General features: G+C 55.1%; 11 protein-coding genes and 1 pseudogene. 5 read left to right on the forward strand and 7 right to left on the reverse strand.

The window, feature by feature from the left end:
* Positions 1 to 9: 9 nt before the first annotated feature.
* Positions 10 to 1424 (forward strand): annotated as a pseudogene (gene glnA / locus IPM58_13835) (type I glutamate--ammonia ligase).
* 40 nt (positions 1425 to 1464) lie between these two features.
* On the opposite strand, the gene IPM58_13840 reads toward glnA, so the two are convergent.
* Complete coding sequence (locus IPM58_13840) at positions 1465 to 1854, reverse strand: hypothetical protein (GenBank protein ID MBK9308124.1); 390 nt, start codon at positions 1852 to 1854, stop codon at positions 1465 to 1467.
* A gap of 188 nt (positions 1855 to 2042) precedes the next feature.
* On the opposite strand from IPM58_13840, the gene IPM58_13845 reads away from it, so the two are divergent.
* Positions 2043 to 2804: a CBS domain-containing protein gene (locus IPM58_13845; GenBank protein ID MBK9308125.1), complete on the forward strand. Its 762-nt coding sequence runs from the start codon at positions 2043 to 2045 to the stop codon at positions 2802 to 2804.
* Positions 2805 to 2926: 122 nt separating this feature from the next.
* Here the strand turns inward: IPM58_13845 and IPM58_13850 are convergent, their stop codons facing one another.
* Together IPM58_13850 and IPM58_13855 are read right to left on the reverse strand one after the other, a co-directional pair.
* On the reverse strand, positions 2927 to 4603 hold the full coding sequence (locus IPM58_13850) for a GMC family oxidoreductase N-terminal domain-containing protein (protein ID MBK9308126.1): 1677 nt from the start codon (positions 4601 to 4603) through the stop codon (positions 2927 to 2929).
* Positions 4604 to 4826: 223 nt separating this feature from the next.
* A complete protein-coding gene (locus IPM58_13855; protein MBK9308127.1) occupies positions 4827 to 6398 on the reverse strand; it encodes an HDOD domain-containing protein in 1572 nt (523 codons plus the stop codon).
* A gap of 222 nt (positions 6399 to 6620) precedes the next feature.
* Here IPM58_13855 and IPM58_13860 point away from each other — a divergent pair, with 222 nt between their 5' ends.
* Positions 6621 to 7136 carry a hypothetical protein gene (locus IPM58_13860; protein MBK9308128.1) on the forward strand — a complete coding sequence of 172 codons (516 nt, stop codon included), beginning with the start codon at positions 6621 to 6623 and terminating at the stop codon, positions 7134 to 7136.
* Between the two features lie 287 nt (positions 7137 to 7423).
* On the opposite strand, the gene IPM58_13865 is transcribed toward IPM58_13860, so the two are convergent.
* The 4 genes from IPM58_13865 to IPM58_13880 form a co-directional block, all read right to left on the reverse strand.
* Positions 7424 to 8014, reverse strand: coding sequence for a hypothetical protein (locus IPM58_13865; GenBank protein MBK9308129.1), 591 nt, complete (start codon positions 8012 to 8014; stop codon positions 7424 to 7426).
* Positions 8015 to 8323: 309 nt separating this feature from the next.
* Positions 8324 to 8893 carry a transglycosylase SLT domain-containing protein gene (locus tag IPM58_13870; protein MBK9308130.1) on the reverse strand — a complete coding sequence of 190 codons (570 nt, stop codon included), beginning with the start codon at positions 8891 to 8893 and terminating at the stop codon, positions 8324 to 8326.
* Between the two features lie 230 nt (positions 8894 to 9123).
* Positions 9124 to 9501, reverse strand: coding sequence for a M23 family metallopeptidase (locus IPM58_13875; protein ID MBK9308131.1), 378 nt, complete (start codon positions 9499 to 9501; stop codon positions 9124 to 9126).
* Positions 9491 to 9784 carry a hypothetical protein gene (locus tag IPM58_13880; protein MBK9308132.1) on the reverse strand — a complete coding sequence of 98 codons (294 nt, stop codon included), beginning with the start codon at positions 9782 to 9784 and terminating at the stop codon, positions 9491 to 9493. Before IPM58_13880 ends, IPM58_13875 begins: the two co-directional genes overlap by 11 nt.
* Positions 9785 to 13079: 3295 nt before the next feature.
* On the opposite strand from IPM58_13880, the gene IPM58_13885 reads away from it, so the two are divergent.
* The gene (locus IPM58_13885; GenBank protein MBK9308133.1) at positions 13080 to 13250 is read left to right on the forward strand and encodes an ATP-binding cassette domain-containing protein; all 171 of its coding nucleotides are present in this window, start codon (positions 13080 to 13082) and stop codon (positions 13248 to 13250) included.
* Between the two features lie 653 nt (positions 13251 to 13903).
* On the forward strand, positions 13904 to 14284 hold the full coding sequence (locus IPM58_13890) for an ABC-F family ATP-binding cassette domain-containing protein (GenBank protein MBK9308134.1): 381 nt from the start codon (positions 13904 to 13906) through the stop codon (positions 14282 to 14284).
* Positions 14285 to 14354 lie beyond the last annotated feature (70 nt).

Raw genomic sequence — 14354 nt, forward strand, 5'->3', positions numbered from 1 at the left:
CAAAGGAGGATGGGAATGAACGTGCGCGAGGTGCTGGAGTTTGCCAAGAAACACAGGGTGCGAATGGTGGACCTCAAATTCGTCGATTTGCCGGGGTTGTGGCAGCATATGACTATCCCTGTGAGCGAACTGACAGAAACCCTGTTCAAGGACGGCTCCGGCCTCGACGGGTCTTCAATTCGTGGCTGGAAGGCCATCAACAACAGCGATCTGTTGGTCGTTCCCGACCCCGAGACGGCTTGCTTGGATCCTTTTACGGCAGTCCCGACGCTCAGCATGACCGGTAATGTCGTGGATCCGATCTCACGCGAGAATTATGAGCGCGATCCGAGATTTATCGCGCAGAAGGCTGAGAAGTATCTCCAAAATACCAAAATAGGGGATAGCTCATTCTGGGGCCCTGAAGCGGAATTCTTCATCTTTGATCATGCCCGCTATGACCAAACCAGCCATAGCGGCTTCTATTATGTTGATTCGGAAGAAGGCGCATGGAACATGGGGCAAGAGGGCATTAATTTTGGCGGAAAAATCCGCCATAAACAAGGCTATTTCCCTGTCGCTCCGGCCGATACCCAGCAGGATATCCGGAGTGAAATGGTCCTTGAAATGGAAAAACTCGGTATCGTGGTGGAAAAGCATCATCACGAGACGGCTTCTGCCGGACAAGCCGAAATCGATATACGGTTTGATTCCCTGGTGCGAACTGCTGACAAGATGATGATGTACAAGTACATCGTTAAAAACGTGGCCCGTCGTCATGGGAAGACAGCGACGTTCATGCCTAAACCGCTGTTTAGTGACGCTGGATCAGGCATGCACACCCATCAGAGCATCTGGAAGGATGGGAAGCCCCTTTTCGCCGGCAAGGACTATGCCGGTATCTCGCAGATGTGTTTGTATTATATCGGCGGCATTCTCAAACATGCGCCGGCGCTGGCGGCGTTTACGAACCCCACGACGAATTCCTATAAGCGGATCACGCCGGGATTCGAGGCCCCGGTGCTCCTGGCCTATTCCAGCCGGAACCGGTCGGCTGGTGTCCGTATTCCGATGTATTCCCCGAGCCCGAAGGCCAAACGTATCGAAGTACGGTTTCCTGATCCCTCGTGCAATCCCTATTTGGCATTTTCCGCGATGCTGATGGCGGGGTTGGACGGCATCCAGAATAAGATCAACCCTGGTGAGCCGGCCGAAAAGACCTCTATGATCTTGATCCGAAAGAGGCCGCCAGCATCCCCACGATGCCGGGTAGTCTCGATGAAGCGATCAATAGCCTCGAGAAAGATCACCAGTTTTTGCTCAAGGGAGAGGTCTTTACCGAGGATCTGATCGAAGCCTGGATCGGCTATAAGCGAAGCAGGGAAATCGATCAGATGCGTCTTCGACCGCATCCGTATGAGTTTTTCCTATATTACGATGTTTAGGCCGACGGGGCGGCAAGCTCGTTGCAAGGTGATGAACATACTAGTGCTGCTCGCACGCGACCTTCGATAAGGCGTGGTTGATGCCTCCGGCGCCAACAGGCTGCCAGCCGCCCTGTTCGATGTATCCGGGGGTAGACCGCCCTTTCCCCATCTGGCGAGAAAATTCCACGACCTGAAGGACACGAACTCGGGAACCGTCGCAGTCGAATTCCTTGTGGGCTTTGGAAGATAAAAATCGTGTCGTGCTGTTCCATGTAAGATCGGTCAACTGCCATAGTGTCGCTTGCCTGCCTTCTCGATGAATCGTATTCGGGTCAAAGTATACCGTTTCGAGACTGGTCGGTTGGTACGGTTTCTCGAGAGGTACCCATTCCGCATAGACCGAGTGGTGGCTGAGAACGATCAAGGCGATGAGAAACAAGCGCTTCATGCCGGCTGAATCCGTTCAATATCTGAGGCAATGGTTGATGAGCGTTCAGGGGGAATGGAATAAGCCCAGACCGTCAAAAAATCAAGTGATAATATTTGGATGCCGTGATCTTGAAAAGGCCCGCTGTTGGCCCTTGAGCCTCTCGTCGGCTTAAGCTATTCTCGCACACACAACAGAGGAGGGGGATTATGCCGAAACGAGTTCGAACGGGGTTGACGCGAAGCGATATTCTCGATCGATACGTCGAGCGGTTTAAGCAACAGCTCGTCAAATTCCAGCCCTTTCTCTCACGCAAACGCGGGTCGGCTTCACTCGAAGATTTCGACGAGGCGGCTGAAGATCTGATAGCCCAGGTGTTTGGGGCTGCATCCGACGAATCGGAGGCCTATTTTTTCACGAAAACTGGGGAATCCGTCCTCCTACCCGAAGAAGCGCAGGAAAGTGGAACCTTCGATGTCGAACGAGCGGGTCTTCAGCAGCGTCGACAAGTGCTGGAGAGCTGCTTGGCCGATCTCGAATTACGTCGTCGGTTGCAGGCCACGAGGAAGGGAAAGGGAGAAGATCAGACCCTAGTTGAAGAGTATATGTCGCACGAGGTTCGGAGCATCCATAAAGAAGCGACGATCAAACAAGCAGGACAAGTCTTGCAGAAGTATAGGATCGGCTCACTGATTGTTGACGATGGGTCCCGTTATGTCGGGATTATCACCGAGTCTGATTTGACCCGTAGGGCGGTCGCCAAGGGTCTCGATCCCAACGCAACAAGCGTGGCGACTTGTATGAGTCGATCCCTGGTTACGATTGAGGAAGATGAATCGTTAGCCGATGCACGCTCGCTCATGAAGAAACACGGCATCCGACATCTGCCCGTGACCGCTGATGCCACCATCATCGGCGTCCTCTCTGTTTCTGACCTCCTGCGGGCCTTCGAAGCGCAGCGATCTGTGTAACATTCACTCCTGGTCTCCGCGTTCAGTCTGGTGCCGTGGAGGCAACGGATCGACGATGGTCGACCTGAGGGAAGTGCTGCATGCAATCAGGTCGGCATGGACAACCGGCAACGCATCGTCGATCAGCCAAGGTGTTGCGAGAGCCGGAGGGCGAGGCCGACCAGGGTGCGCACCGGATTGGCTGCTGAGCTCAGCGGCATGATCGACATGTCGCACGCATAGAGCCGGTCCGTTCCGATCACACGTAGGTCCTCGTCCACGACCGAGTGGTCGGCAAAGGGTGCGTTGAGCCTCGGTCGGTAGGGCATTCGCAAGCTGCCGACCGCATGGTGGACGGTCCCCCAACCAAACCCCTTGCCTCCTTCTCCAAACCGAGCATTGTCGGACGGCTGAACCGGTTGGCCGTTGAACTGAAACTGCGAGAAAATTCGCAAGGTCACCTGGTTGAGCACGTCCCAGATCTGCTCTGGATTCTTTTGCCACCCAGCCAACGCGGGAAATCGTGACCCGGCTAAATAATCGGCCCAGCTCTGGTTCCGAAAGGCGATCTCCGGAACGTACCCGAATGGAGGGGCCGGCTTGACCTCGTTGTTCTCGTCCAGGCAGTTCCCGAAGCTGAACTTGATGTCGATCCGAGCCGCTCCTCCGGTCTGAGGTGAGGGCGCCGCCTGAGGGTCGTTCTCCCGAAGGTGCCAGTACTCGTGGTTGAGGTTCATCTCAACGTTGAAGGGAAAACGAATCTCGTTATTGGAATCGCGTAAACCGCGCGAGTAGAAGATGATCTTAGCGTGGTCATCCTGTCCGAGCGAGATGTTGCCGATGTTCGTGGTGAACGTCGTGATCTCGTTCGAAGTGGGATGATCCGTGAGGCCACGCCCCACTAGGTCCTTCACGTTCTGCGGCAACCACGGAAACATGCTGGAGCGGCGGAGTAGCTTTGGACTTTCGATCGACCCGGCAGCGAGCACAACCGTCCCTGCCGTGAAAAATCTGGCTTGGCCGGTCCGAGTATTGCGGGCAACAATCGTCAGATGGCTGCCGTGATTCTGCACATCTTCGACATAATGGTTGAGGAGCAGGTGCAAACCTGGCCCATCCCCGTGGTTCACGCCTGGTGTCAGCCCGACCTGGTTTACGAGGAGCTCGGCCGTATTGAAGACGCCGGTTCCTTCGGTGAAGAAGTCGTCCTTTGGTGTGCCATCAGGTTTCAGATAAGGTTGGTGCAAGGCACGTGGCGTTTCCTCGATGATAAAGTCGTCGTTGAGCGAGGACTCCCGTAACCGGTCGACCACATCCTTGGCGGTGGCTCCCATCGATCTCGACTCATTCATCGTCTGCCCGGCTTGATCCAACAGCCCGCCCGCTAGGTCTTGTCGAACCCGAGACGGAAAGTAGTCCAGCTCCCACCCCTGAATGCTCGGGATCAATCCGGACCAAAAGATCGACCGGCCGCCGAAGTTGAGTTGCGGCTTTTCGCCGATGTAGTTCTGCGCGCCGCTGTGCCAGGTCTGCCAGAACGTATCGCAGCCGAAGTGCTTTGCTAAGCTGCTGTTGGGGATACGGGAGATGTTGTACACATGAGTGGGGTAGAGAAACGATCCGGCCTCCAGTACAAGAATCCGCTTCTGCAAACCGAGTCGGTCAGCCAAGTCATCCGCGAGCACCCCGCCGCCGATTCCTGAGCCAACGATGATGATGTCAAAGTCTTCGCGCCAGCCGATGTACTCCAGGAACAGGCGCTCCCGGGCGGCCGTGTCCTCCGAGACGAAATTCGCGTAGGTTGAAGGGGTGAAAGTCATGGCGTCCTCCCATTGTTGGAGTTGGCCGGTGTGGGCGCTGTGCGTCCCTCGGCGTACTCATCGTCGATCTGAAGGGTGTCTATTGGAAAGAATAGGGCAATCGGTTATGAAAAGCGACCGCTTCCGCCTCATGACGGAGCTCAGCCCAGGTAATGGATTTGTCTATGGGTGGGATCTTGGCAGGCGTACCATAGAGGCAGCACACTGTCGATGTGATGGCGCGCTATAGGATGCCGGCTAGTCGGTTGATGCCCAAGGTTGTTTGGGCGAAGAACAGTTGAAAGGCTTGATAGTCCTGAGACTGCATCGGTTGACTGCCTGCCGATCGGTCACAGTAGATGAGCCCGATCGGTTTCGCTCCAACCCGCAACGGCGCCACGATCGCCGATGTTGGTTTCCAAACTTCGAGAAAGTCCTGCTTCAGAGTCTCGGCCTTGTGGTCGGAAAAATTAGGAACGAGGAGGGGATCGACTCGCTTGAGAACCGTGAGGAAAAACTGATGCTCGCGGCTGAGTGAACCTGAAAGGGACCGGAGGTAGTGCGCCGGAGGGGTCCCACCGAGCACCAATTTCCCGACAAGCAGATCACTATCGCTTTGGTTCAGGAGCGCGAGGCCGACACGATGAAATCCGGCATCCTGATGGAGGGATTGGACATATGCCCCGAGTAGGCTGTTGAGATCTTTCGCTGCTTGCAGCGAGTTCTGAAAGGCGAGGAGTGTTTCAAGCGGCTTGGTTTGAATGGGGGCAGCAGGTTCATCTTTCGGTGGCACCACTGCCTGGTTGCTACCTACCGTCTGGTTCTTGGGGGATGGGTGCGGGATTGCGCTTGTGGCGTTCATCCCGGTTGGTGGTGGTATGGGTTCGTCGGAGGAGTCGATGGACAATCCCATTGAGCGGATGAGTTGACGCCCCCGATCCATGGCCCGTATCGTTAGGTCCGTGAAGAGGCCGGAAGAGAGTCCGCTTCCGTCTTGGAGCATTTTCTTGGCTTCCTCCCGAGCCGTCCGCGGGGCAGGACCAGTCAGCATCTCGACCAACCGAATGGAGCCAATGATGATTCCTCGGTAAGTCTGGGCCTCACTTTGCCAGCGTCCCATCGGCAGTTCCTCGGCATGACGGAAGAGTTCGATCAACTCATCCGGTAGTTTCCACATGTGGGCCAAGGCTTGCGCCAAGGTCAGCCGAGGTACACCGATCAGGCGTGTTTCTTGAAGCACGCATTCCGAGGGGAGCTTGGTTTTTGTGGAAATGGCCTGAAGAGCGAGAAAGAGGTCAGGGTCTTCGTAGGCAACGGCCAAATCTCCGATCGAGTACAGGAGGGTGTTGGTAAACAACTGCCCAGGCTGTGGATAGCCAATGGCTATTCCTAGTTCGCTGGCGTAGGTGGCTGAAATGAGAGACTTGGCAATCAAGGTTTGGAACTCCTGCTGGCGAATCGGCCAATGGTGCAGCTGTTCGACAAGATGAGCCGCCGCTACGAGGGAGCGGACCGTGTCGAGCCCGAGCCAACTGACGGCATGAGGGACCGACACAATCGTCTGCTGCGGGCTGTAGGCGATGCTGTTCGCCACTTGCAGCACTTTGCACGTGAGTCCATGATCGCGGCTGATCACTTGGGCCAGACTCGCAGCGCTGGACTGAGGCCCCATATGGTTCAGGATTTGCTGGCAGGTTGACTGTAAGATGGGAAGACAGCGACTGGATTCATTGAAGAGAGGCCTGAGTTTGCGATGGAGACGAGGGCGAATTCTGTCGATAAAGGCTGATTCCGTGGCCATGCCAGATGAAGTCATAGGGAGGTCCTGGTTGGGGATCAAAAGCTCTATCGGTCAGAATCATACGAAGCTTAAGAGCACGATATTTTAGAGAATTATAACGACCGATCCGTTATGAGGTAGGAAGGAATACGTTTCAGCCCTTGTCAGTTGTAGATCTCAAACAGTGCCAATACGAACACCAACGTAAGACTCGAATGGCAGTACATGAACCGGGCATGCGAGACAAGGAGGGCTACAATGACAGGAATACTGACTTGCCACTTCCGTCGGGGTATCGCTTCACTGTTTGCTATCGTCGTGAGCGTGATGATGTCTGGAATCGCGGTGGCCGGGGACGCCTGCAAGAACATCAAGTTCAAAGTAACGAACAAGCATGACTCGGGTGAAACGATCCTCATCAAGAAGGTCAAGTATTTCAACAAGGCGAACGGCAAGTGGCAGACAGAAGTCGTCAACCAGAATCTGACGTTGACACTTCCTGATGCAGAGAAGCTGCAATTTTTCCCGCAGATTGGAAAAGAAAAAGGATTGGCCTGTAAGTTTGGCACCATGTGCAAGACGCAAGGCGACAATCTGAGAGATGCTGAGGGTGAGGATCTCACGAAGTTCCGTTTCGTCTATAAATACATGGCGGCTGGAAAATGGTCGGGCGAGGTCGAGGGCGGTGACAAGGTGCCGGACGATCCAAAATGCTATGCCAATAGAACCTATGGGCCAGGAGAGTCTGGCTGGACGATTTTTGGGAAAGAGTGAGATAACGATTGAGAGTCGAGCTTGAATCCAGGATCAAAGGATGTGAGGCTAGCCTGCTAGCAGCAAGGCCTCACAATTTAGAGGGTGGGGAAAATTGGCTTTGCCCATGGGCCATGCGAAGAGTGGCGCCGCAGGGAAGCCACGGATTCTGAACGCTGGGTACACCACCCAGAACATGGCTGGTGACCGTTCTTTGGAGCACAGACTCTGCCAGAGATGGCGAGAGAGACCTCAGCGGGTCTCTCTCGCCTTAGATCCTGATCGGTGACGGGTGCGACTCCGTCGACTCAGAAAAACCTTACACCAAAATACAGGCCAGGCATCACGTTCGTATGAAAATCGGCTTCTTGCCCCGCGACACGGAACTCCCGTCCGAGCGCAGTGATATTGACCATGAAGTCGGCCGTCAAGGACACTTGTTCAGTCACCGCATGATCGACTCCAATGCCAAGAGGAATCAAGAACGAGCTGAAGGTATCACCGTAGCCAATTTCTGGCTCCCTCACGCCGGCACGCGCAAAGCCGATTCCGCCTTGCAAGACCAGCTTGGTCTGGTTGTTCATACCAGGAATGGCCCACCAATACTTACCCTGAACTGTGAGGTCAAAGAGAAAATCATCACCCGCGCCGGCATACTGGACTAAGGGACCAATGGAGATGTCTTCCGCTATGAAATAGTCCAGGTGCCCATTGAGAGCGAACTCCACCCCGTCGGGCGTGCCTCCCAAGAAACCGACCCCGGTCCCACCAGACCATCGTCCCATTCCCCCATCGGTCGGGTCATGGGCTGACACCAGACCGGTGGGCATCATGATAAGCCCGGTGAGTAGCAATGGAAGAACCATGAGTCGACGCCAAATATGATGGAGGTGTGTCATGCTGGTCTCCTTCTGTGATGGCCGATGGCCGAGAAAATCTGTCTCATCAATGACCGATCATTGAATGCGCCTTGGCACCTTCACATACCGGGGCTGTCAGGCTTTCCTGGTCATAACAGCCCTCCGTTGTCTTAAACAAGGGTATTGATCGAGAAATCGATAATTGGATCAGATTATTCTTGGGTGCGGAAGAATTGCCGGTAGGGGCGGTTCTTCGACGGTGCAGATGAAGCGCGGTGCACTGGTTCGTACGAGGAGGCAGCACCTTAGTCGAGCGGAGGTGCCTCTAGAAGCGTGGCCACTGTTGGATTAGAAGTTCGAAAACCATCCCTTGTTATGGAGGTTGTTCTCACAGCGTGCCAACTGTGCGCGGTAGCGAGCCGCGTTACGCTCGACCTTTTGGGCCACTGCCATGAGCCAACGTTTCCGCTTGTAGGTTTGACGTTGATAGCCACCGTGACCTTCGTGGTAGGCCAGATATTGGTTACGTGCATCCCACTTGCTGATACCCAGTGTTGTGGCGCTCATGCTGCCGTACCAGCCGATAAAATCCACGACATCAGCAAAGTTATCTCGGTGTGCGCGCCTGTTGCCGGTCTTCTTCTTGTACCAGTTCCAGGTTCCCTTCATGACCTGGGCATAACCATAGGCTGACGACTGGCGTCCCCACGGGATAAATCCAAGAAGATAATCCTTGGGAGCTTTTGCGTTGTACCGAAAGCGCGATTCTTGATGAATGATGGCTAGCTGCACGTGGATGGAACACCCCATTTTTATAGCTAGACGAGGCGTGGCCATACCAATTGCCTTTGTCGTAGAAGATAGCGCAGGAGTTCGTGATGTTGCGTGGGGAATCGTGGCGCAGGCGGTGAGCCACAGCGTTCCCGTGAGGACAAAGAGGAAGAAATAATGGAAATGTGTCGGTAGGGTCTAGGAATTACGCCCCTCCATGCGGCGAATTATTCCAGCATTCTATTGTCGGGAGTGGGATTGTATCGCGGCAACGGAGTCATTTGAATGATCATCCCGTCTACGCGTTGTCATGTCTGCTGAGGCCTGGAGACGATCAAGTTCAGCCAAGAGCGGCTCAACTTGCACCATGAAATCTTTCATCGCGTTTGCGGGATGCCACTCGCCTTGGGTACCTTCACGGTCAGCGGATTCCGATGAACGCCATTGACGCGAAATTCATAATGGTGAAGATGGGGGCCGGTGGCAAGACCGGTCATCCCTACATAGCCGATAATTTGCCCTTGTTTGACCCGTTGTCCGGTTCTCAGCCCTTTCCTGTAACCGGACAGGTGCGCATAAACCGTATCATACCGACCACCATGTTTAAGAATGATGGCATTCCCCAATCCGCCTTTTCTCCCTAGATAGGTGACGGTCCCGTCGCCTGTGGCCTTCACAGGGGTTCTGCTGGGCGCAGCATAGTCCACTCCCCGATGAGCACGGAGTCTGTTGAGGATAGGGTGTCTACGCTTCACGCTGAATCTGGAGCTGATACGGGTGAACTTCACGGGTGTGCGCAGAAAGGCCTTGCGCATGCTGCGGCCGGTATCGGAATAATATTCTGGTGACCATCTTCATGGGTGAATCGTACGGTACGATAGGGTGTTCCCGGTTGATAAACTCTGCGGCCGTAATCGGTCCTTCGCGTACTTTCCTGCCGTTCTTGAAATGCTCTTCGTAAATTATGGAGAAACGATCGCCGCTTCTAATATCAAGGGCAAAATCAATATCCCATCCGTAAATGGCGACAAGCTGCATGACTAGATTCTCTGAGAGGCCTGCCGCGACCCGGACAGGAACAGGGAATCTGTGATCGTGACAGTGGCGTGATTAATACGGGTCTCAAGTTCTTCGGTGATGGTCGTGGCCTGAATGCCATCATCATTTTTGCAACATGCAGGGTCGTGACTAGGTCCACTGGGTACTTCAGTGCCACGAACTGTTGTTCAAGCACCTGAAACCACGACCTGGCCGGTTTCCAGTCGTTTTAAGACCGATGTTTCTTTTCCCAGGGTCATGGGTGTGTGCAGGTCCTGAGGGCTCAGATGGAGCCGCTTGAAAATTCGGGCAAGACTGTCTCCCTTAGCGACCGTTATTTCCTGCCAGTTGGGGTCATCGAATTGTTCGGTGGGCTGTTCTGGTAGGTCTGCGGTGTTGGGTGTGTCACTCTCTGCGGTTTCGTAGATTTCGTCGTTCGGCAGGTCGAGAGTGTCGGTGATTGGAATCGTATCCGCACGTGAGGATTCTTCTGATCCATCATAGTGAAGTATGGGGCAAGGTCGCCGTCACGTCCTGTGCAAGAACAGGTGACTCCATGCCCAACCAGGGACCTGGAAAAATGACGAGACCCGCAAGGATTGGGAGAATCGCGCAAGGCGAACCATGATTGAGTGACCCAGCCATCGCTCGAGATCCCCACCATGGAAGTTGCTCTGTATGAACACCGTGAGTCGTCATGTCACCTCATTTTTCGCTGACAATATCTCTTGCGTAGGAGTCAGTCAATACATTCCGTCCTTCGGTAGGCCCTCCGCGGGCCGACTGTTCGACTTCGTGTCCTTCCAGGAAGACGGCTTGTTCCAGGGTGCGGGAAGAACTGTTGGTAGGGCACAGGATCTTCCACGGCACAGGAGATAAAATTGTGCGCTGGCTCGGACGACGAGCTGCGACGCATTGCGGTCACGGACGGTGACGGTCAGTCACACGAGGTCACTGCGGTGATAGAAGGACCCCATGCTCGGTAGTTTCTCGAAGAAACAGGAGGTGTCTGGACGGTACAGGATATAGGAGGGATCGAAGCTCGGTCGCTCGAGATCGACATATTTTTGGCGGACACGATTCCCAGTTCTTCGTCGAAGTACGTCGATCTTGCAGCTCAGGTCCTGCAAGGCCGTGACGATCGCCTGGAGCATCTTGTACCTATCTGGAGTGTCCGAACACACGTGTCTGCGCAGCCCTGACCTTGACCTGACTCTCTTCAGACAACAGATCTGCGTCTGGCATCCGATTGATTGTCGTGTCGCATTTCGTAGGGCGTACAGGCCGAGACCAGGACGGCTCCGACAAGCGCGGTCAGCATCAGCCATCGCGATAGTGTCCGCGAACGCAGGGGTTGTTCGACGATCATGACGAGGTGTCGATTCCTGAGAAAGAAACAGGGCTCGTTGCAGCGCGGCGAAGAAGTTCTGATAGACCTTCGGGTCGTCGATGGGTTTGTTGTTATAAATGGCATTGGCAGCTCATCTTTCCAGACGTTTCTTGCCGTACGGTCACAGTGATCGTGACGACGTCGTAGTAGTTCGGTTCTGCGAACCGTGCCGCGGTGACGAGACCCAGGCCTTCATTGGCCCGTTCAATGATGAAACCTAAGTCCTGTAGAGAGGCGATGACACCGCGAATAGCAGCGTTTCGGTCCGTGGTGCAAACTCCTGGTTTGGAGGCTCCGGATCTTCATCTGGGCTTCGGTCGGGGCCAATAAGTCAGGCTTCACTTCGGGAGCGGCGCAACCCTGCAGGGAAAGAATTCCGGCGAGCAGAAGGCCGGCGCCGAACAATGGGATATGCATCGTGAATGTATTCATGCCACGTCCTCAGATTCGATGGGCTTCTAAAAACACCGCCTTGGAAAGTTTGGCGAAAAATTGCTGGTAGATCTCCGGATCTCGGATGATTTCCATATATTGCTCGCCCGGAGGGATACGGCCCGATTGTCCACTTGCCCGTCCCCTTCCATGCGACCCGATAGAACACGACGCGGACTTCCTGGCGGGTCGCTTCGGGATTAAGCCCGGACGGGCGATGATGGACGGCGATCTTCTGATGGAGGTCAACCGGCTGCGACCCACCAAGGGAGAGCAACGGTACCAGCAGCGACATACTGGCCATACTCTCGAGCGCTACGTTCTTTGGTGGCTCGGAGAAACCGGCCTTCTCCGCTGGCTTTCTTCGACCTGAAAGCCCAAATCCTGGAGGACGGCGGCCGAGCGGAGAGGAGTTCTCAGTCGTTTGGGGTTTCAAACATCCCGGGTCTGCCATCTCCCGGTTCTTCCGGGATGTCCGGCGTCGGCGCGAAGGCTCAACCGGCTCCGGTATGGGTGACGCGCACCCACTCAGCAAGGCAGGTGCCAGGATCGCGACCAGACTGCCCCTTCCCCTCATAGCGAGCATCCGTCCGGCCATGGGTCAGAACTGGGTGGGTTGTACGCAAAGTCTCGGACCTTCTTGTCTACTCATACTTTGATGATGGTGAGGTCCGTTGGCGTTACGAGCTTGAACTATCACGTGAATTGGCGCCGAGAATTATGATACCGGCAAGGAGTTGAGCTTGCCGCTATCCACGCGATCAGGTTGAGACCTTATCGTAGATCCAGACCTCGCGCCGATTCTCATCGGTGGTCCACGATATTGGGACTTCCGGGGAGCTCGGCCTGGGAGGCAGCCATACGCTTTGATTTCTCCTGACCTTTACCGGCGGTGAGGCGGTCTTCCTAGATTTCGGCCTTGTTTCCGCCACAGCCTGCGGCGGCGGCTGAGCTGTCACAGGCTTAGGATGCTCAGATCAAGTTTGTCACTGAGTTCCCCTTTCTCTGGTCTCGTGAGTGGAGATGTGAGGCCTATGGATGGTGACAGGCTACTGTTCCTCTGGGACTGTGTCAACTTTACCACGAAGAAACAGGCCCTTCACTCTCGGTGATGGTGAGTACACTCCACCGTGCCGCCAGCCTCCTGTAGCTGTGAAGTCTACCCGAGAAGAGTTACGGAGTCAAACTGGAAGTCTTACCGGTCTATCGATCCGGACTCTGCGAAGGCGATCATGTTGGATTGATCAGCTGGCAGATTCAAAATCACCACTCAAAGAATCTTGACGGCCTTGAACCTGATGCAAAAAGGACGCCCGATCGCTGACGTCAGTTCGGATCCGTTATGTTCCGCGAGAAACCTGCAGGTACCGAGCAACATTCAGTCGAACGCACTGGCACAGGTCACTCCTGATGAAGGTCGCCTGATCCGCCGAACAGAAGGCGACCGAAACAACCAACGTTAGAGCCTCGGCGGTGGTTGTTGCGCTCCGATCAAGCTGTCTCATTTTATCCGGAGGGTGGAGAAAGCGGCTGGCGATCGCGCGCGCGCTCATGCTGGAACCCGACGTGCTGCTCCTGGACGAGCCGACCAGGTATCAAGACGTCGAAGGGATCCGCATGGCTCAAAGCCCTGCTGAAGGCTGAAAGCTAGCCGTGTATCATGATCAGCCACGCTCGGCGGTTCTTGGAGTCGGTGACGACGCGGATCTGGAATTGGACCGAAGCTATGGCTGGAGTCTTTCGAGGCAAACGGTCGGTATAGTGAGTTTCTCGAACAGAGGGAGGCGGCGCTGCAAGCGCAAGCCGATTATCAGGCGTCGTTAGCCAATCATGTGCAGCATTAATTAAATAGCTCAGGCGAGGGCCTAATTTTAATACGACGAAAGCCAAGGCCCGGATCGATTCTGCAGGTCGGCTGATCGGCAGGTTAAACAACGCTCAAGTCGCGACAGAGATCACCGGCTGCCATCGACTTTACGGCTTCCGGACGAAAGTCAAAGCGAGTGATGATTGTGAAGGACTTGAGAAATCGCTCGTTGGAAGACCGATCGTATCTGGCCTTGATCTGCTCCTGGGCCCTGGCAGAGCGAATCGGACTCCTGGGCTAGGGCAAATAAGCAGAACAACCATCCGCGAAACTCCTGGCCGGTACGTTGGAACCTGATAGCGGGGCTATCACGCGCGCGGATCGGCTGCCGGTGGTGACCTTTTAGCAGGCAGCATCAAGAATCGTTGGATCAGCAAGCGACCGTGCGGCGTGCTCTTGCTCCGGCCGGCAGAGATGCTGTCAATCATATATGGATCGCTCTATTCATCTCGTTTCCTGGGCCAAGCGCTTCCTCTTCAAACCGGAACAGCTGGATCTCTCGGTTTCACGCCTCTCCGGTGGGGAGCAGGCGCGGTTGCTGATTGCCCGGTTGATGGAACCGGCTGACCTTCCTGTCCTCGATGACCCCACGCACGATTTGGATATCCCGCGCATATTGTGCTGGAAGAGGCACTGGGAATTTACCGGCGCACTGGTGCTGGTGACGCACGACCGGTGGCTGTTGGACCGTGTCTCCACGAGGCTTCTTGCGTTGGATAGGATGGGTCATGCCGAGTGGTTTTTGCTGATTATGGTCAATGGGAAGCGGCGCAGTCGAAAAGACGTCGGAGGAAGCCGACGAGCGCGCTGAGATCCTTGCAGGGAAGCCAAGTGCAGAAACCAAACGGAAGAAAGAGGCCTATCTTACAATGAACAACGGG

Origin of the sequence: Nitrospira sp., assembly GCA_016715825.1 — a bacterium.
Classification (GTDB): domain Bacteria; phylum Nitrospirota; class Nitrospiria; order Nitrospirales; family Nitrospiraceae; genus Nitrospira_D.

Coding starts and splice junctions, on each gene's coding strand:
- IPM58_13840 (MBK9308124.1), bottom strand. CDS start 1,854: ATGAAGCGCTTGTTTCTCATCGCCTTGATCGTTCTCAGCCACCACTCG.
- IPM58_13865 (MBK9308129.1), bottom strand. CDS start 8,014: ATGACACACCTCCATCATATTTGGCGTCGACTCATGGTTCTTCCATTG.
- IPM58_13855 (MBK9308127.1), bottom strand. CDS start 6,398: ATGACTTCATCTGGCATGGCCACGGAATCAGCCTTTATCGACAGAATT.
- IPM58_13880 (MBK9308132.1), bottom strand. CDS start 9,784: ATGCAGCTTGTCGCCATTTACGGATGGGATATTGATTTTGCCCTTGAT.
- IPM58_13860 (MBK9308128.1), top strand. CDS start 6,621: ATGACAGGAATACTGACTTGCCACTTCCGTCGGGGTATCGCTTCACTG.
- IPM58_13845 (MBK9308125.1), top strand. CDS start 2,043: ATGCCGAAACGAGTTCGAACGGGGTTGACGCGAAGCGATATTCTCGAT.
- IPM58_13850 (MBK9308126.1), bottom strand. CDS start 4,603: ATGACTTTCACCCCTTCAACCTACGCGAATTTCGTCTCGGAGGACACG.
- IPM58_13890 (MBK9308134.1), top strand. CDS start 13,904: ATGGATCGCTCTATTCATCTCGTTTCCTGGGCCAAGCGCTTCCTCTTC.